Raw genomic sequence first — 16,987 nt, 5'->3', positions numbered from 1 at the left:
GAGATCAGAGGGGCCAGTCGAGGGCGATGTACTGCGTCTCCAGGAAGGCCTCGATGCCCTCCCGACCGCCCTCCCGGCCGAGTCCGGACTGCTTGACGCCGCCGAAGGGCGCGGCCGGGTCGGACAGCAGACCGCGGTTGACGCCGACCATGCCGGCCTCCAGGCGTTCGGCGACGCGCAGCGCCCGGCCGACGTCCCGGGAGTAGACGTAGGAGGCCAGGCCGTGGACGGTGGCGTTGGCGCGGGCCAGCATCTCGTCCTCGTCGGTGAAGGTGGTGATCGGCGCGACGGGGCCGAAGACCTCCTCGTGCAGGATTCGGGCGTCGTCGGGGACGTCGACGAGGACGGTCGCGGGGTGGAAGTGGCCGGGTCCGTCCGGGACTTCGCCCTGCGCGGCGATCCGCGCGCCGCGCGCCACGGCGTCGGCGACCAGGTCGCGGATCTTGGCCACGGCCGCCTGGTCGATCATCGGGCCGAGGGTGACCCCGTCGGCCAGGCCGGGCCCGGTGCGTACGGCGGTCATGGCGGCGCCGAACTTCTCGGTGAACTCCGCCGCGACGTCGGTGTGGACGTAGAACCGGTTGGCGGCGATGCAGACCTCGCCGCCGCCGCGCATCTTGGCGTCCATCGCGCCGAGCACGGCGGCGTCGACGTCGGCGTCCGCGCAGACCACGAAGGGGGCGTTGCCGCCCAGTTCCATGGTCACGTTGACGACGTTCGCGGCGGCCTGTGCCAGGAGCAGCCTGCCGGTGGCGGTGGAGCCGGTGAAGGAGAACTTGCGGACCCGTTCGTCGCCGAGCCAGGCCGAGACCACTTCGGGGGCGCGGTCGGTGGGCAGGACGTTCAACAGGCCGTCGGGCAGGCCTGCTTCGGTCAGCAGTGCGGCGATCGCGAGGGCGGTGAGCGGGGTCTGCGGCGCGGGCTTCAGCAGCACCGGGCAGCCGGCCGCGAGCGCCGGGGCGATCTTCCGGGTGGCCATGGCGGCCGGGAAGTTCCAGGGGGTCACGAACGCGGTGACGCCGACGGGGTGCTTGCGGACGACGTGCCGGTAGCCGCCGGCCGGGGCGTCCCCGAAGGCGGAGCCGATCCGGACCGCCTCCTCTGCGAACCAGCGGAAGAACTCGGCGGCGTAGCCGACCTCGGCCGCCGCGTCCCGGTAGGCCTTGCCGTTCTCCAGCACGATGAGCCGGGCCAGGGTGTCGGTGTGCTCGCGCATCAGCGCGAAGGCGGTGTGCAGGATCTCCGAACGGCGCCGGGGCGGGGTCGCCCGCCAGCCGGCCGCGGCCGACTCCGCGGCCTCGACCGCCGCACGGGCGTCCTCGGGCCCCGCCGCGGAGACCTCCCTGATCAGCTCGCCGGTGGCCGGGTCGGACACGGGGTAGGTCCGTCCGTCGGCGGCCGGGAGCCAGCGGCCGCCGCGGAACACATCGCCTTCCGCGAGCGGCGCCTTGGCCAGGAGGTCCATGCCGGCGAGGTTCATGAGCTGCTCTTTTCTCCGTTCCGGACGGGGCTCGTCCGATGCGCGGTGAATTTACGAGCGCGTCATGGGGCCGACAAGGCACCCTCGGCGGATCGCAACGGGGGTTGCTCTGAGGGCAACTCGCCGATCTTGGGCGGCAGTACGGCGGTCAGGTGAGCCGGGCCCGCTGCGGCGGGGTGCGCCGGGGCTCCCAGCCCAGCAGCGACGACACCCGGGCCGCCGCCCGTGCCGTGGTGCGCCCGGCCTCGTCCAGCCGTTCGCCCAGCCGGGACTTCGGGGCGGAGATGTTGATCGCGGCGACGACCCGGCCCCGGAAGTCCCGGACCGGCGCCGACACCCCGACCAGCCCCTCCTCGAACTCCTCGCTGACCCTCGCGTAGCCCTGCCGTCGGGCGTCCTGGATCAGGGACCACAGCTCCTGCACCGGCATCTGCCCGCTGGTGCCGAAACGGACGTAGAGCTCGTCGGGAGTGGCGTCGGCGAGCAGCACACGGCCCGCCGACAGCCGCCAGGCGGGCACCCCGCGCCCCTCCCAGCCGTGCACGCGGAAGGAGTGCCCCGAGACGGAGAGCAGGGTGAGGACGTCACGGTCGCTGAGCACGCACAGGTGGCTGGTCTCCTCCAGGTCCGCCGACAGGGCGTGCATGACCGGCTCGGCCACCCGCACCAGACGGCTCTCGGAGGTGCGGGCGACCAGGGAGAACAGCCGCCAGCCGAGCCGGTACTCCAGGGTGTCGGGGTCGCGCTCGACGATGCCCTCGGCGGCCAGCGCCTTCAGGGCCCGGGAGATCTGGGTCTTCTCCCGGCCGACCAGCTGGGCGAGGCGGACGACGCCGAGGCCGCCGGCGTTCTGGGCCTCGTCGGAGGCGAGGGCCTCCAGGAGGTCGATGTCACGGCGCAGGCCGTGGCCGCGGGAGGCCGCGGAGGAGTCGGTCACGGGGCCATCGTATGCGCGCATACGGTCAGAGGAACCCCAGGTCAGCCCGGAAGTTGTCAGGAGAGCAACCGGCGTTTCGATTCCCTCGACCGCCTTGCGAGGGGGTGGTGGCGGACCTAGATTCGCCGCATCGGGCCGAATGAACCGCACCGAATACGAGGTTCGTCCCTTAGTGGGTCCATCCCTTACGGGTTAGTCCTTGCGGGGCTAGTCCTTACGGGGTTCGTCCTTCCGCGCCCGTCGAATCACGACGCTTCCCAGGTCCAGGAGAGATCCGATGCCCACGCCGGTTTCCCCCGCCAGCCCGCCCGGCTTCGCGCCGACCGCGCTCATCGGCGAGTCCTTCGTCGGTGCCGGTGCCAACGCCGCGCACACGAACATCGTGATCGGACGCAAGGGCGGTCCGGTCGAGACCGCGTGGGCGACGGCACTGGCCACCCCGAGCGCCGGGCACGTCCCGTTCCTGACGGTGGTACGGCCTTCGGTGCCGGTGAAGCCGCTGACGCTGTTCGTGACCAAGGCGGCCGCCGCGGGCGACCTGCACGAGCGCGCCACCTGGGGATCCGCGCAGGCGGGGCTCGCACAGGGGGTCGCGGACGCGGTCACGGAGGGGCTGATCCCCGCCGGGGAGGCCGACGAGCTGCTGATCATCGCCGCGGTGTGGGTCAACCCGGCCGTCGACGACCTGGACCTCTCCTTCCGCAACCAGCGCGCCGCCGCGTACGGCGCGGTCCGGGCGGCCGTGACCGGCACCCCGACCGTTGCCGACGTGCTGGCGGCCGCCGAGGAGGGCCCGGCCAACCCGTTCTACACCCCGACCCCCGAGGTGCTCGCCCGATGAAGATCACCGACATCACCCTGGACCGGCTGCGACTGGAGCTGGACCCCCCGTTCCGGGCCGCCTGGGACCCCGAGCCGCGCCGCGCCTTCGACGCCACGATCGTCCGCGTCCACACCGACGAGGGGATCACCGGCATCGGCTCCGGCGATCTGATGGACGGCTTCGAGACGTACAAGCACCTGTTCGTCGGCGAGGACCCGCTCGACATCACCCGGCACGTCCGGGCGATCGAGACCGCCAACTTCCACGGCGCCCACTACTGGCCCCTGGAGGCCGCGCTGTGGGACGTCATCGGCAAGGTGCACGGCCGCCCGGTGTCGGAGCTGTTCGGCAACGCGACCAAGAAGCTGCCCGCCTACGCCTCCTCCGGTGAGCTGAAGTCCCCGGCGGAGCGCGTGGAGACCGCCCTGAAGGTGCGCGCGGCGGGTTTCCGCGCCATGAAGATCCGCATCGACCGCAACCGGGTCGACGAGGGCATCGCGGCGGTCCGTGCGGTACGCGAGGAACTCGGCGCGGACTTCGAGATCATGGTCGACCTCAACCAGTCCTGGCGGATGGCCGGCGACACCGCGAACGCCTCCGACCTCGCCAGGACCCGCAAGACCGTCGCCCGGCTCGCCGAACTCGACGTCTTCTGGGTCGAGGAGCCGCTGCCGTACGCCGACCTGAACGGCTTCCGGCAACTGCGCGCCGAGAACCCGGGGGTGCGCATCGCCGCCGGCGAGATGCACCACTCCCCCACCGAACTGCTGCGCTACCTCGAAGAGGACGCCCTCGACATCTACCAGATGGACGTGGTGCTCGCGATCGGCATGCACCGCGCCCGCACCCTGGCCGAGCTGGCTCAGCTGAAGCACCGTCAGTTCACCCCGCACAGCTGGACCAACGGCATCGGCGTACTCGCCAACCTCCATGTCGCGGCGGGCGTCGGCGGCGGCCCGTTCTTCGAGTTCCCCTACGACCCGCCCGGCTGGACCCCCGAGCGCCGTGACTTCATGCTCGCCGAGCCGGTCCGGGTGAACGCCGAGGGCGACCTGGAGATCCCGGACCTGCCCGGCCTCGGCGTCGAGCTGGACGAGGACGCGATCGACCGCTGGAGGATCAAGTGACGTACACGATCGACGAGTTGCTGACACGGTCGCACGACGACTGGCTGGCCGCGGCGGGCAAACTCACCTTCGACGCGAGCCTGTTCATCGACGGCGCCTTCACCGACGCCGCCTCCGGGGACTCCTTCACGAGCATCTCGCCGCGCGACGGCGCGGTGCTGACCCAGGTGCAGGCGGCCGGGGCCGAGGACGTCGACCGGGCGGTACGGTCCGCACGGGCCGCCTTCGCGGACGGCCGCTGGCGCGACCTCGCGCCCAAGGAGCGCAAGCGGATCCTGCTGCGCTGGGCGGAGCTGATCCTCGCGAACGCCGAGGAACTGGCGCTGCTCGACACCCTGGAGATGGGCAAGCCCGTCACCGAGTCGGTGCGGATCGACGTGGCCAAGACGGCGGAGACCATCGCCTGGTACGCCGAGACCATCGACAAGACGTACGACGAGGTGGCCCCGACCCCCGGCGACGCGCTGGCGCTGGTCACCCGCGAGCCGCTGGGCGTGATCGGCGCGGTCGTGCCGTGGAACTACGCGCTGCTGATCGCCAGTTGGAAGCTGGGCCCGGCGCTCGCCACCGGCAACAGCGTGGTCCTGAAGCCCGCCGAGCAGACCTCGCTCGCCGCTCTCCGGCTGGCGGCGCTGGCCACCGAGGCGGGGCTGCCCGACGGGGTGCTCAACGTGGTCCCGGGCCGGGGTGAGGTCGCCGGTCAGGCTCTGGGCCGGCACCCTGAGGTCGACAAGATCGCCTTCACCGGCTCGGCCGAGGTGGCCCGGCTCTTCCAGGTGTACGCGGGCGAGTCCAACGGCAAGCAGGTCGCCGTGGAGGCGGGCGGCAAGTCGCCCCAACTCGTGCTGGCCGACGCCGATATCGAGGCCGCCGCGTCCGCCGTGGCCTGGGGCATCTTCTACAACGCGGGGCAGACCTGCAACGCGGGCTCCCGGGTCGTCGTCCACGCCTCGGTCAAGGACCGGCTCCTGGACGCCGTACGGAGGATCACCGCCGAGACCTTCCGCGTCGGCGACCCGCTGGACCCGGCCACCGTCATGGGGCCCATCGTGGACGAAGGCCAACTGGCCAAGGTGCTGGGCTACATCGAGCGCGGGAAGGCGGACGGCGCCCGGGTCCTGCTGGGCGGCGGGCGCACGCTCACCGACAGCGGCGGCACCTTCGTCGAACCGACCGTGCTCGACGGCGTGGTGAACACGTCCGTCGTGGGCCAGGAGGAGATCTTCGGACCGGTGCTGGCCGTCGTGTCCTACGACGGTGAGGAGGACGAGGGCGTACGGCTGGCGAACGAGAGCGACTTCGGGCTCGTCGCCTCCGTCTGGACCCGTGACGTGACGGTCGCCCACCGCACGGCGAAGCGGCTGCGGGCCGGCACGGTCTGGATCAACACCTTCGACGCCAGCGACGTCATCACCCCCTTCGGCGGGTTCAAGGCCACCGGCGCGGGACGCGACAAGTCCCTGCACGCGCTGGACGCCTACACGGCGCTGAAGACCACCTGGATCAACCTGGCCTGAACGGCCCCTCCCTCCAACTTCACCCGTATCTCCCGTATCTAGCGAGGACAACGATGAGGATCGGTTTCATCGGCCTGGGCAACATGGGACGCCACATGGCCCGCCACCTGATCCACGCGGGACACCTGGTCACCGTGTACGACACCCGGCCCGAGGCCGCCGTCGAACATCTGGCGCTCGGCGCCCGCTGGGCCGACACCCCGGCCGAGTGCGTGGCCGACGCCGAACTGCTGATCACGATGCTGCCCAACCCGCGCGTCGTGGAAGAGGTGCTGCTGCGCGGCGGGGCGGCCGAGGCGCTGCCCGAGGGCGCGCTGTGGATCGACATGTCGACCTCCACCCCGGCGGTGGCGGACCGGATCGCCGCCGACGTCCTGGACCGGCGCGGGGTGCGCCGCCTGGACGCTCCGGTGAGCGGCATGGCGCACGGCGCCGAGGCCGGGCGGCTGCAGATATTCGTCGGCGGGGCGGCGGACGACTTCCGGATGTGCCTGCCGGTCCTCGAGACCCTGGGCGACCCCGACAAGGTGCTGCACGTGGGCCCGCTCGGCGCCGGCTACACGGTCAAGCTGATGATCAACCTGCTGTGGTTCAGCCACCTCGTGGCCACCTCCGAGGTGCTGGCGATGGGCACGAAGGCGGGGGTGGACCTGGGAGTGCTGCGCAGTTCGCTGCTGGCCAGCCCGGCCGCCTCGCACTTCCTGGAGCGGGACCTGCTGTCCGTGCTGGTCGACGGCGACTACGACGACTCGTTCGCCATGGTCCTCGCCTGCAAGGACCTCGGCCTCGCGGTGGACCTCGGCCGTGACCTGGGCGTCGCCACCGAGCTGTCCGCGCTGGTGGAGCAGATCTACCGCCGCTCCAAGGCCCAGCACGGCGACCTGGCCGGGGAGATGAGCCCGGTGCGCCTCTACGAGGCCCTGGCCGGACGGGAGTTCCGCCTCCCGCACCCGGAGGAGGCCCTGCTGAGCACCCCCGTCTGAGCCGAACCACCCTCCCTCTTCCCCGCGTTTCCAGGAGCCGTACGCCATGGGCGAGTCCCTCACCAGTCAGCTGACCGTCGACCCCACCTGCCGTATCGAGTTCGGCCCCGGCCGCCTCTCGCACCTCCCGGACCTGGTCGCCTCCCTCGGCATGAGCCGCGCGTTCGTGGTCACCGACCACGGGCTGCGGGCCGCCGGGATTCTCGGCCAGGTGCTCAAGGTGCTGGACGCGGCGGGGGTCGAACACGGGGTGTACGACGGGGTCGGCGCCAACCCGTCCACCGGCAACGTCGACGAGGGCGCCGCCCGCGCGCGGGAGTTCGGCCCGGCGGTGGTCGTCGCCCTCGGCGGCGGCTCGGTCCTGGACGCGGCCAAGGGCATCTCGCTCCTGGTCGGCAACTCCGACGCGGTGGCGGCGGACGCGGACACCCTGTGGGAGGCGCTGGACGGTCTGCCGCTGATCGCGATCCCGACCACCTCGGGCACCGGCGCGGAGACCAACGGCTTCGGTGTCATCGAGGACACCGGAGCTCGCCGCAAGGTGTACATCGGCCACCCCTCGGTCAAGCCGCGGATCGCGCTGCTGGACCCGGAGCTGACGCTCGGACTGCCCGCCCGGATCACCGCCGCCACCGGTGTCGACGCCCTGGTGCACGGCATCGAGTCGCTGGCCTCGCGGGGCGCCAACCCGGTCTCGGCCGCGTACGCGACGCAGGCGGTGGCCATGGTCGGCCGCTGGCTGCCCCGCGCCCATGCCGACGGCTCGGACCTGGAGGCGCGTGGCCAGTTGATGCTCGGCGCCCATCTGGCGGGCCAGGCGCTGACCATCTCCGGGTTGGGACTCGTGCACGGCATCGGGCACGCGCTGACCGCCCACACCGGTACCCCGCACGGTGTCGCGCTGGCCGCCGTCCTGGAGGAGGTGCTGGAGTTCAGTGCCCCGGCGGCCGGCGACGCCTACGAGCAGACGGCCCGCGCGCTGCGCCTCGCCCCGCCGGCCGACGGCGACTGGGCCCGCGCCGCGATCGACGCCGTCCGCGAGATCTCCGGCGCGCTCGGCGTCAAGCAGCCCCTGCGCGACCTCGGCGTCCGCCCGGACCTGCTGCGCCCGATCGCCGCGGGCGCCCTCGCGGACGCGGTGACCGCCAACGCCCCGCGGCAGCCGACCGAGGAGCAGATCCTCGGGATCCTGGAGGCGGTGTACTAGGGGGCCGGGAGCGGCGGTGTGCGTGGGATGGGACCGTCACCACCGCACGTGCAGGCTGGGTGGCTTGCGGAACACCAGTCCGTAGGGCGCGGCGGGCCGTTCCGGGTCGAGGCGCAGTGCGGGGAGGCGTTCGAGCAGGCGCTGGAGGGCGATGCGGGTCTCCAGGCGGGCCAGATGGGCGGCCAGGCAGTGGTGCGGGCCGTGGGCGAAGGCCAGTTGGAGGCGGGCGTTGCCCCGGCGGACGTCGAAGCGGTCCGGGTCGGGGAAGACCGCCGGGTCGCGGTTGGCGCCGGTCAGGGAGACGGTGACCAGGTCGCCGCGGCGGACGGCGGCCGGCCCGAGGACGACGTCCCGGGTGGCGTAGCGGTCCACCACCGCCGCTCCGGGCTCCAGGCGCAGCGACTCCTCGACCGCGCCGTCCAGCAGGGTCGGATCGGCTCGGACGAGGGCGAGCTGACCGGGGTCCCCGAGCAGGTGGAGCAGCGCGTTGGTGATCATCGCCTCGGTGGTCTCGATACCGCCGAACATCAGGACCGCCGCGTTGGAGGCGACTTCGGGCGGTGTCAGCCGGCCGGCCGCGGAGACGAGGAGCGAGGACGCGTGCCGGTCGGCGACGGTCGCCTCGACGGCGGCCCGCAGCTCCGCGTAGGCGGCGGCGCCCACGGGGCCCGCCTCCAGTCCTTCGGTGATGTCCGAGACGGACCGTACGATCGCGTCGTACCAGGTGAGGACCGTGTCCGTGGTGGCCCCGACCAGTCCGAGCGCCTCGGTGACCACGGCGACCGCCAGCGGTCCGGCGAAGGCCCGGCGCAGTTCGGTGGCGCCGGACGGTTCCAGTGCGGTGATGAGGCGGTCGGTCTCCCGCTCGATGAACGCGGCGAAGCCGTCGTGCACCTCGCGGGGCCGGAAGGGAGCGGCGAAGGGCTCGCGGTGGCGGGTGTGCGCGGCGCCGTCCAGGGAGAGCATGCTGGGGCCGACGACCTGGGCGGTGGAGAAGCGCGGGTCGTCGACGGTGAAGGTGACGGCGTCCCGCATCACGTCGACCGCGAGGTCGCGCCGGGTGACCAGCCAGCCGTTCAACTCGGGCAGCCAGGAGACGGGTTCGTCGGCGCGCAGCCGTGCCAGGCGCGGGTGCGGATCGTGGGCGAGTTCGGCGAGCGTGGTCGAGGCGCCGAGCGGGAACGCGTCGACGGTGCTCATCACGCGGTCCGGCCGGGCGGAGGGAATCCGTTCACCTCCCCACCTAAGCACGGCGCCCGGAGCCCCGGTTCGCCGCCCCGGACCTGACCGACCGCCGGCACACCCCGCCCTCCGGGATCAGTCGTCCACGATCGAGACGGCGACGGGCGTCCCGGCCTCGATCGTGCGGCTGACCGTGCACAGCCGGTCGTGCGAGACGGCGACCGCCCGGGGCAGGATGGCGCGGGCCCGGTCGCCCGCCGGGCCGTCCGGGAAGGTGACGGAGAAGGCGACCGCGAGGTCCGTCATCCGGTTGCCGCCCTCGTCGCCGGCCTTGTGGCCGCTGACGGTGACGGTGAAGGCGGCCGGCTCCACGTGGCGGCTGGTGGCGACGTCGACGTCGGCCGCGGTGCAGCCGCCGATCGCGGCGAGCAGGAGCTCCACCGGGGTGAACTCGGTGCCGTCGGCGGTACCGAAGTCGATCGTGCCGCCGCGGGCGTTCGTCGCGGTGAAGCTGCCGGTGGCGGTGCGCTCGACCGTCACCAGGCGCAGGGAGTCTTCGCTCATACCGCCGAACCTATGGCAGCCCGGCCGTCAGTGCAGGATGTTCACGGCCCGCGCCACCACCAGCACCACCGTCACCAGGGAGACGGAGGACTGCAGCATCATCAGCATCTTGGCCCACCGCGACAAGGGCATCACGTCGGTCGGGCTGAAGGCGGTGGAGTTGGTGAAGGACAGGTACAGGTAGTCGAGGAAGGTCGGCTCCCAGTCGCTCGGGGCGGTCTCGGGGCTCTGCATCTGCACGAAGAGGAAGTCCGCGTACTGGTGGTGACCCTGGACCCGCGCCATCGGTCCGCCGCGGTCCCACTCCCAGTACCAGAGCGCGAACACGATGACGTTCGTCAGCCAGATGCCGCCGCCGGTCAGCAGCAGCGGTCCGGCGTCCTCGCCCTCGGTGCCGTTCACCAGACCCACCACGAGCCGCACCGCCGCCCAGCCGTTGGCGAGGCTGATCACGCACATCAGGACCAGGCCCAGGACGCGCAGCCACCGGGTGCGGGGCTCCACCCGCCGGGGGTTGCCGACGATCAGGCCGGCCAGCAGCACCAGTTCCAGGGCCGGCAGGGCCCAGTACGGCTGGAGGGCGAGCCGGTGGGGCAGCGCCAGCTGGAGCACCACGGCCACCAGGATGACGGCGGTCACGGCCCACCGTGGCTCGCCCCGCGTGGCCCTGCGCCACGCGGGCACCACCTCGCGCTCGCCGTCCGCCAGCAGCCGCTCGATCCTGGCCAGCCGGTTCTCGGCATCGCCCATGCGGTCGTTCATGGCGACGATTGTCCCCGAGACCACTCGCCGTCCGGTCGGCCGGTACAGGAGGTCCCCGCCGGCCCGGGACTCGCCGGCCTCGCCGGACTTGCCGGACTCGCCGGGAGCAGGGGCTGGGCCCGGGCGATGAGCAGGGCGACGTCGTCCTCGCCGCCGGGCGGCCGCAGCGTCTCCAGGATGCGTTCGCAGGTCTCCTCCAGATCGCGGCCGCGGGTCGCGGTGACGGCGTCGAGCAGGGTGTCCAGGCGGGCGTCGATGGGTTCGCTGCGGGTCTCGACCAGGCCGTCGGTGTAGAGGACCAGTTCGTCGCCGGGGCGGAAGTCGACGGTGGCGGCCTCGAAGAGCACCCCGCCGACGCCCAGCGGTACGCCGGCCGGCAGGTCGAGCAGCCGCGCCGGGTGGCCGGCCCGCAGCAGGGCCGGGGGCAGGTGGCCGGCGAGACACATCCGGCACTCGCCCCGGTGCGGGTCGCAGACGCAGTAGAGGCAGGTGGTGATGGCCTGCTCGCCGCCCTCGGTGAGGTGGTCGAGGTGGTACAGGGCCTCGTCCGGGGCGAGGTCGAGCTCGGCGAAGGCCCGGGCGGCGCTGCGGAGTTGCCCCATGGTGGCGGCGGCGTTGATGCCGCTGCCCATGACGTCCCCGACGACCAGGGCGGTCTTGTCGCCCCGCAGGGGTATGGCGTCGTACCAGTCGCCGCCGATCTCGCTCGTGGCGCCGGCGGGCTGGTAGCGGCAGGCCACCTCCAGGCCCGGCAGGTGCGTCGCGAGGTGCGGGAGCAGACTGCGCTGGAGGGTGAGGGCCGCATGGCGCTGGGCCTGGTAGCCGCGGGCGTTGTCGATGCAGACCGCGGCCCGGGCGGCCAGCTCGCAGGCGAGGAACACGTCGTCGTCGTCGAAGGGCGCGGGGTTCCGGGTGCGGGCGAGGGTCAGGGCGCCGAGGACCTCGCCCCGGGCCGGCAGCGGTACGGCCAGGTAGGAGTGGACGCCCGCGTCCGCGAGGTGGGAGGCGGACGCGTCGTGGCGGGCGATGAGCTCCAGGTCCCGGGGCGTGGTGTGGGGCAGCAGGACCGGTTGACCGGTGCGCACGCACCGGGCGATCAGACGGTCGCTGTCGTAGACGGCGAGTCCGCCGGGCGGGTGGGCCGCGCGCATCTCCTCACCGGCGTGGACCGCGCTGACGGCGAGGGTACGGAAGCACAGCGGGCCCTCCCGCGGAACGGTCCGGCCGTCGAGCGCCCGGTCGAGCACGTCCACCGCGGCCACGTCGGCCAGGTCCGGTACGACGACGTCGGCCAGCTCGCATGCCGTCGTCTCCAGATCGAGGGTGGTGCCCACGGAGGCGGAGGCCTGGGCGATCAGTGCCAGGCGTTGCCGGGCGTCGGCCGCCTCGGCGGCCGCCCGGTGGCGTTCGGTGACGTCGATGACGGAGTAGGCCAGGCCCAGCACCCGCCCGCCGGAGTCCTCCAGCCGGTAGTACGAGACGGACCAGGCGTGGTCGTGGTCCGGGTCGCCGGGCGGACGGCAGACGATGTCCCGGTCCACGACCGACTCGCCCGTCTCCAGGACCCTGCGCAGCCGCGCCTCGGGCCCGGTGTCCAGGTAGGTCAGGATCTCGCCGGCCGAATGCCCCAGCCGTTCGGCGGCGGACTGGCCCGTGATGCGTTCCAGGGCGGGATTGACGGCCCGGTACCGCAGGTCCGTGTCCAGGATGGCGAGCCCGACCGGGGACTGGGACACCAGGCGCATGGCCAGGGCGGCGTCCCGTTCGACCCGCTCCACGGCGGCCTGGTCGGCGGCGAGCCCCAGCGCGTAGAAGCCGCCGAGGTCGTCCATCAGCCTCATGTTGCGGAACTCCACGAGGCGGGTGCTGCCGTCCTTGTGCCGGACCGGAAAGACCCCGGCCCAGTCCTGGCCGGATTCCATGACCTGCGCGAACAGCTTGGCGACGTCGTCCCGGTGCTCCTCGTGGACCATCAGCTGAGCCGCGTACTGCCCCAGCGCCTCGCCGGCGCTGTGGCCGAACAGTTCCTCGGCCTTGGGGCTCCAGAGGACCACCTGGCCCTTCGAGTTCAGCACCACCGCGGCGACGCTGAGCAGATCCAGCAGGCCGCTGGGCGGCGCGGCGGGACCGGCCGCCGGCCGGCCGGCGACTGCTCGGGAGGAGTCCGTCGTGCCCATCCCTCATCTTCCCTCCCGTCCGGTGCCCTGGCTCGTGGAACGTCGGCGGGGTGTGCTGTCTTCATCCATGGTCACCCCAGACCGAGGCGGCCCACATCTGGGCCTGCCCGCGCAGGCCCCTGTGCGAAGCTGGAGTTGATCACAGGCGCCACGCTCCCGTGCGTCCCGCTCGGGAAACGGAGAACGGTGAGTACCGATGACCTCGAAGTCCGCCGATGCCCTCGATCCCCCCGATCCCCCCGAACCCCCTGGCCCCTCTGGTCCCGGCTCCGCCGTCACGGGCAACGGGCCCGCCGTCTCCCGGCGGGAGTTCGACGCGCTCTTCGAGGCGGTCCGCACCTGGGGGCGCTGGGACCCGGCCGACCGCGGCGCCTGGAACCGGGTGACCGCGGACCGGGTACGGCGGGCCACGGCCGGCGTGCGGTCCGGGGCGGTCGTCCCGCTGGCGCTGCCGTGGAACACCCGGCCCGGCCCCGACAACCGCAGGCCCGCGCTGCACCAGATGACCGACCTCGGTGACGCGGAGCGCCCGGAGCCCACCGCCCACAAGGACTTCATCGCCGCCGACTACCACGGCAAGGGCATCACGCATCTCGACGCCCTGTGCCACATCGCCTACCGGGGGCAGCTCTACGACGGCCGGACGGCCGCCGACGTCGTGGGCACCGCGGGCGCCCGCTTCGGGGCGGTGTCGGCGCTCGGGCCCCTCGTCACCAGGGGCGTGCTCCTGGACCTCCCCGCCGTCCTCGGGGTCCGCTGGCTGGAGCCGGGACGAGCGGTGCACGCGCGGGACGTCACCGACGCGGAGCGCAGGCTGGGGGTGACGATCGGCGAGGGTGACGCGGTGCTGCTGCGGTCCGGGCACGTCCGGCGCCGCACGGAGCTGGGCGCCTGGGACCCGGACACCGCGAGCGCGGGCTTCCACGTGGACGCCGTACCGCTGCTGGCGGAGCGCGGCATCGCGCTGCTCGGCGGTGACGGCGACAGCGATGTCCGGCCCTCGCCGGTCGAGGGTGTGCACTCGCCGGTCCATGCCCTGGCCCTGGCCGCGATGGGCGTCCCGCTGCTGGACAACCTCGATCTGGAAGCCCTCTCGGCCGCCACCGCGAAGGCCGGTCGGTACGAGTTCCTGCTGGTGGTGGCACCGCTGAACGTCCCGGGCGGAACGGGTTCGCCCGTCAGCCCGGTGGCGGTCCTGTGACGAACAGCCTGGCGATATGTACATGGCAGCAATGCCACCCCGCGACGCACGTCCTCAATGTCCGTATTCTCTTTCATGTCGGGTTGTTTACGGAAATCGTTGACGGAAAGTGGACTATCGCGAGCGAGGCGAAGTGTGGTGCGGTTCGGCGGGGCACCGGCGCCCACGGGGCGTGCGACAGGCGGCGCAGGACCCGCGCTTTCGCGTGAGCGGTTCCTGGAGGGCGGTCCCGTCGACCCGGGTGTGCGTAGCTCGATCCTGAACTCGTGGCAGCGCTGCCGGTCCCTGGGGCTCTCGGCGGACCAGTCCGACCTCCCCTTCCGGGACGATTTCGAGCGGGACGCCCGGATCGTGCGCGCGGCCGTGCCGGTGCTCGACCGGCTCCAGTACAGGTTCGCCGGCAGTCGGCTGAACATCTCCGTCGCCGATCCGAACGGCATCGTCCTGCTGCGCCGTTTCGGAGAGGCGTCCCTGGCCAGAAGCCTCCCGGCGATCCAGTGCGTGCCGGGCTTCGTCTTCGCCGAGCAGGTCGCCGGCACGAACGGCATCGGTCTGGCGCTGGCGGAGCGGCAGCTCATCCGGGTCTACGGCGCCGAGCACTTCGCCGAGCGGGCCCAGACGAGCGCCTGCCGCGCGCTCCCGGTCCGCGACCCGCTCAGCGGCCGTATCGAGGGCGTGCTGTGCTTCGGCTATCCACGCTCCTTCGACGACCCCCGGCTGGCCACCGTGATCCGCAAGGCGGCGCGCGCCGTGGAACGGCGGCTGCTGAGACAGAGCTCCGCACGCGAGCGGGCGCTGCTGCGGGCGTACATGGAGACCGAGGCGGAGGCCGCCGTCGGCTGTCGCCACACCGTCGGACTGGACGAACTGGCCCTCGGACAGCACCCGCGGGACCGCGCGATCCTCATGGAGAAGGCCACCGAACTGCTCTCCCGCGCACAGCGGGCGGCGGTCCACGTCTGCCTGTCCGACGGCCGCCGTGTCACGCTGCTGAGCCGCCCCATGACCAGCACCACCGGAGTCGAGGGCGTGGCCATCGAGGCCGTTCTGCCCGGCCCCGCGCCACGGGATCCCCTCAACGCCCCGTGGCCGTTCGACGAGTTGCCGGACTTCCCGGCGGCGCCCGCCGCCCCCGGTTTCGTCCTGCCGTCCGGGGCCGTCACCGTCACCGCGCCCGGCCAGGTCGCCTCGGGCGGCAGGGACGTCACGGTCGCGGGAGCACGGGCGGGCGGTCCCGCCGTCACGCCCCCCTCGAGAGGGCTGCTGCTCGTGGGGGAACCGGAGGTGGGACGGTACGCCCTCGCCGCCCGACGCCGGCTGGAGCTGCTGTCCGAGGCCAGTACGCGCATAGGCACCACCCTGGACGTGCGCCGCACCGCCCAGGAACTGGCCCGGACGGCGGTGCCGCGACTCGCCGACTACATCACGATCGACCTGCCCGAGGCGGTACTGCGCGGCGAGGAGTCCGCCGAGCCGCACGGCGACCTGCGCCGTACGGTGGTGCACGGCATCCGCGACGACTGCCCCTTCCACCCGGTCGGCAAGCAGGTCGACTACGGGCCGGCCACTCCGCAGCTGCGCTGCCTGACCGGCGGGGAGCCGGTGCTGGAGCCGGATCTGGAGGTCGCCGCGGGCTGGCTGGCGCACGATCCCGAGCACACCGTGGAACTGCTCACCCACGTCCACTCCCTGATCGCGGTCCCGCTGGTGGCCCGCGGTGTCGTCCTGGGCGTGGCCGCCTTCTACCGCGGCCGGGATCCCGCACCCTTCGGCGACGACGACCGTTCACTGGCCCAGGAACTCGCCGCCCGTGCCGCCCTGTCCATCGACAACGCCCGGCGCTACACCCGCGAGCGCACCATGGTCCTGGCCCTCCAGCGCAGCCTGCTCCCGCAGGGCCTGCCCGACCAGGACGCCGCCGAGGTGGCCCACCGCTACCTGCCGGCCGAGTCCGACGTGGGCGGGGACTGGTACGACGTCATCCCGCTCTCCGGCACCCGGGTCGGGCTCATGGTCGGGGACGTCGTCGGCCACGGCATGCTCTCCGCCGCCACCATGGGCCGGCTGCGCACCGCCGCCCGCAGCTTCGCCGAACTCGACTTCCCCCCGGACGAGGTCCTCACCCATCTCGACAACCTGGTGGGACGCCTGGACCGGGAGGACCCCGCCGCCGCCGAAGCGGGCATCCTCGGCGCGACCTGCCTGTACGCCGTCTACGACCCGACCACGCTGCAGTGCACCATGGCCCGTGCCGGGCACCCGCCGCCCGCGCTGGCCCGCCCCGACGGCACGGTCTCCTTCCCCGAGCTGCCCGCCGGACCGCCGCTGGGCCTCGGCGGCCTGCCCTTCGAAGCCGTCGACGTCGGCCTCCCCGAGGGCAGCCTGCTGGTCCTCTACACCGACGGGCTCATCGAGGACCGGTACCGAGACGTCGACGTCGCCCTCGACCGGCTGCGTACGGTCCTGGCGCAACCGGGGCGCACACCCGACGAGACCTGCCAGGCCATCCTGAACGGCGTGGCACCCGTCCATCCGGGTGACGACATCGCGCTGCTCGTCGCCCGCACCCGTGCCCTGCCCCCCGACCGGATCGCCGGCTGGGAGCTGGAGGCCGACCCGGCCCTCGTCGGCGAGGTCCGGGCCGCCGCCATGCGGCAACTGGCCGACTGGGGAGTCGACGAGGCCGCGTTCGCGGCGGAACTGATGCTCAGCGAGCTGGTCACCAACGCCATCCGCCACGGCTCCGGCCCGATCCGGGTGCGGCTGCTGCTCGACCGCACCCTGATCTGCGAGGTCTCCGACACCAGCAACACCGCCCCGCATCTGCGCCGGGCGGCCAGCACCGACGAGGGCGGCAGGGGCCTGTTCCTCATCGCCCAGCTGGCACAGAGCTGGGGGACGCGCTACCTGCCGCAGGGCAAGGTCATCTGGGCCGAGTGCGGCCTGGGGGGCGGCTGAGACCGGCACCGCCACTGACCCGTTGGTGTCACACGGAGCGGCAGATACCCGAATTGGTATGGATAGTCG

At 73.0% G+C, this 16,987-nt stretch carries 13 protein-coding genes; 7 read left to right on the top strand and 6 right to left on the bottom strand.

Annotated features, from left to right (window positions below; genetic code table 11):
• Positions 1-4 precede the first annotated feature (4 nt).
• Positions 5-1,480 carry an NAD-dependent succinate-semialdehyde dehydrogenase gene (locus tag ACWDGI_RS11655; protein ID WP_450757830.1) on the bottom strand — a complete coding sequence of 492 codons (1,476 nt, stop codon included), beginning with the start codon at positions 1,478-1,480 and terminating at the stop codon, positions 5-7.
• 148 nt (positions 1,481-1,628) lie between these two features.
• Entirely contained in the window at positions 1,629-2,417 is a 789-nt protein-coding gene (locus tag ACWDGI_RS11650; RefSeq protein ID WP_450757828.1) for an IclR family transcriptional regulator, read from the bottom strand.
• A 277-nt stretch (positions 2,418-2,694) separates the two neighbouring features.
• Between ACWDGI_RS11650 and fae the strand changes: the two genes are divergently transcribed.
• From fae to ACWDGI_RS11625, 5 genes are read left to right on the top strand one after another with little or no spacing between them, the layout of a single operon-like run.
• Positions 2,695-3,258 carry a formaldehyde-activating enzyme gene (gene fae / locus ACWDGI_RS11645; RefSeq protein WP_450757826.1) on the top strand — a complete coding sequence of 188 codons (564 nt, stop codon included), beginning with the start codon at positions 2,695-2,697 and terminating at the stop codon, positions 3,256-3,258.
• Positions 3,255-4,367, top strand: a complete 1,113-nt coding sequence (locus ACWDGI_RS11640) for a mandelate racemase/muconate lactonizing enzyme family protein (protein ID WP_450757824.1) — start codon at positions 3,255-3,257, stop codon at positions 4,365-4,367. The genes fae and ACWDGI_RS11640 overlap by 4 nt, the downstream gene beginning before the upstream one ends.
• A complete protein-coding gene (locus ACWDGI_RS11635; RefSeq protein ID WP_450757822.1) occupies positions 4,364-5,884 on the top strand; it encodes an aldehyde dehydrogenase in 1,521 nt (506 codons plus the stop codon). Before ACWDGI_RS11640 ends, ACWDGI_RS11635 begins: the two co-directional genes overlap by 4 nt.
• A gap of 53 nt (positions 5,885-5,937) precedes the next feature.
• Entirely contained in the window at positions 5,938-6,867 is a 930-nt protein-coding gene (locus tag ACWDGI_RS11630; RefSeq protein WP_450757820.1) for an NAD(P)-dependent oxidoreductase, read from the top strand.
• A gap of 46 nt (positions 6,868-6,913) precedes the next feature.
• Positions 6,914-8,074, top strand: coding sequence for an iron-containing alcohol dehydrogenase family protein (locus ACWDGI_RS11625; protein WP_450757818.1), 1,161 nt, complete (start codon positions 6,914-6,916; stop codon positions 8,072-8,074).
• A 36-nt stretch (positions 8,075-8,110) separates the two neighbouring features.
• On the opposite strand, the gene ACWDGI_RS11620 is transcribed toward ACWDGI_RS11625, so the two are convergent.
• The 4 genes from ACWDGI_RS11620 to ACWDGI_RS11605 form a co-directional block, all read right to left on the bottom strand.
• The gene (locus ACWDGI_RS11620) at positions 8,111-9,274 is read right to left on the bottom strand and encodes a cytochrome P450 (protein ID WP_450757816.1); all 1,164 of its coding nucleotides are present in this window, start codon (positions 9,272-9,274) and stop codon (positions 8,111-8,113) included.
• Between the two features lie 117 nt (positions 9,275-9,391).
• Positions 9,392-9,820, bottom strand: a complete 429-nt coding sequence (locus ACWDGI_RS11615) for an OsmC family protein (RefSeq protein WP_450757814.1) — start codon at positions 9,818-9,820, stop codon at positions 9,392-9,394.
• Positions 9,821-9,847: 27 nt separating this feature from the next.
• Positions 9,848-10,582 carry a hypothetical protein gene (locus ACWDGI_RS11610; protein WP_450757812.1) on the bottom strand — a complete coding sequence of 245 codons (735 nt, stop codon included), beginning with the start codon at positions 10,580-10,582 and terminating at the stop codon, positions 9,848-9,850.
• A complete protein-coding gene (locus ACWDGI_RS11605) occupies positions 10,579-12,759 on the bottom strand; it encodes a SpoIIE family protein phosphatase (RefSeq protein ID WP_450757811.1) in 2,181 nt (726 codons plus the stop codon). The genes ACWDGI_RS11610 and ACWDGI_RS11605 overlap by 4 nt, the downstream gene beginning before the upstream one ends.
• A 196-nt stretch (positions 12,760-12,955) precedes the next feature.
• Here ACWDGI_RS11605 and ACWDGI_RS11600 point away from each other — a divergent pair, with 196 nt between their 5' ends.
• Positions 12,956-13,960: a cyclase family protein gene (locus ACWDGI_RS11600; RefSeq protein ID WP_450757809.1), complete on the top strand. Its 1,005-nt coding sequence runs from the start codon at positions 12,956-12,958 to the stop codon at positions 13,958-13,960.
• A gap of 135 nt (positions 13,961-14,095) precedes the next feature.
• Positions 14,096-16,918, top strand: a complete 2,823-nt coding sequence (locus ACWDGI_RS11595) for a SpoIIE family protein phosphatase (protein ID WP_450757807.1) — start codon at positions 14,096-14,098, stop codon at positions 16,916-16,918.
• Positions 16,919-16,987 lie beyond the last annotated feature (69 nt).

Source organism: Streptomyces sp. NPDC001220 (assembly GCF_053597895.1).
The sequence above is the reverse complement of the archived record's forward strand: the minus strand, read 5'-3'. Positions and strand labels throughout refer to the sequence as shown.

What these genes read in the sequence shown, in the direction of transcription:
- ACWDGI_RS11655 (WP_450757830.1), bottom strand. Translation starts at nt 1,480, where the DNA reads ATGAACCTCGCCGGCATGGACCTCCTGGCCAAGGCGCCGCTCGCGGAA.
- fae (WP_450757826.1), top strand. Translation starts at nt 2,695, where the DNA reads ATGCCCACGCCGGTTTCCCCCGCCAGCCCGCCCGGCTTCGCGCCGACC.
- ACWDGI_RS11640 (WP_450757824.1), top strand. Translation starts at nt 3,255, where the DNA reads ATGAAGATCACCGACATCACCCTGGACCGGCTGCGACTGGAGCTGGAC.
- ACWDGI_RS11630 (WP_450757820.1), top strand. Translation starts at nt 5,938, where the DNA reads ATGAGGATCGGTTTCATCGGCCTGGGCAACATGGGACGCCACATGGCC.
- ACWDGI_RS11625 (WP_450757818.1), top strand. Translation starts at nt 6,914, where the DNA reads ATGGGCGAGTCCCTCACCAGTCAGCTGACCGTCGACCCCACCTGCCGT.
- ACWDGI_RS11620 (WP_450757816.1), bottom strand. Translation starts at nt 9,274, where the DNA reads ATGAGCACCGTCGACGCGTTCCCGCTCGGCGCCTCGACCACGCTCGCC.
- ACWDGI_RS11615 (WP_450757814.1), bottom strand. Translation starts at nt 9,820, where the DNA reads ATGAGCGAAGACTCCCTGCGCCTGGTGACGGTCGAGCGCACCGCCACC.
- ACWDGI_RS11610 (WP_450757812.1), bottom strand. Translation starts at nt 10,582, where the DNA reads ATGAACGACCGCATGGGCGATGCCGAGAACCGGCTGGCCAGGATCGAG.
- ACWDGI_RS11605 (WP_450757811.1), bottom strand. Translation starts at nt 12,759, where the DNA reads ATGGGCACGACGGACTCCTCCCGAGCAGTCGCCGGCCGGCCGGCGGCC.
- ACWDGI_RS11600 (WP_450757809.1), top strand. Translation starts at nt 12,956, where the DNA reads ATGACCTCGAAGTCCGCCGATGCCCTCGATCCCCCCGATCCCCCCGAA.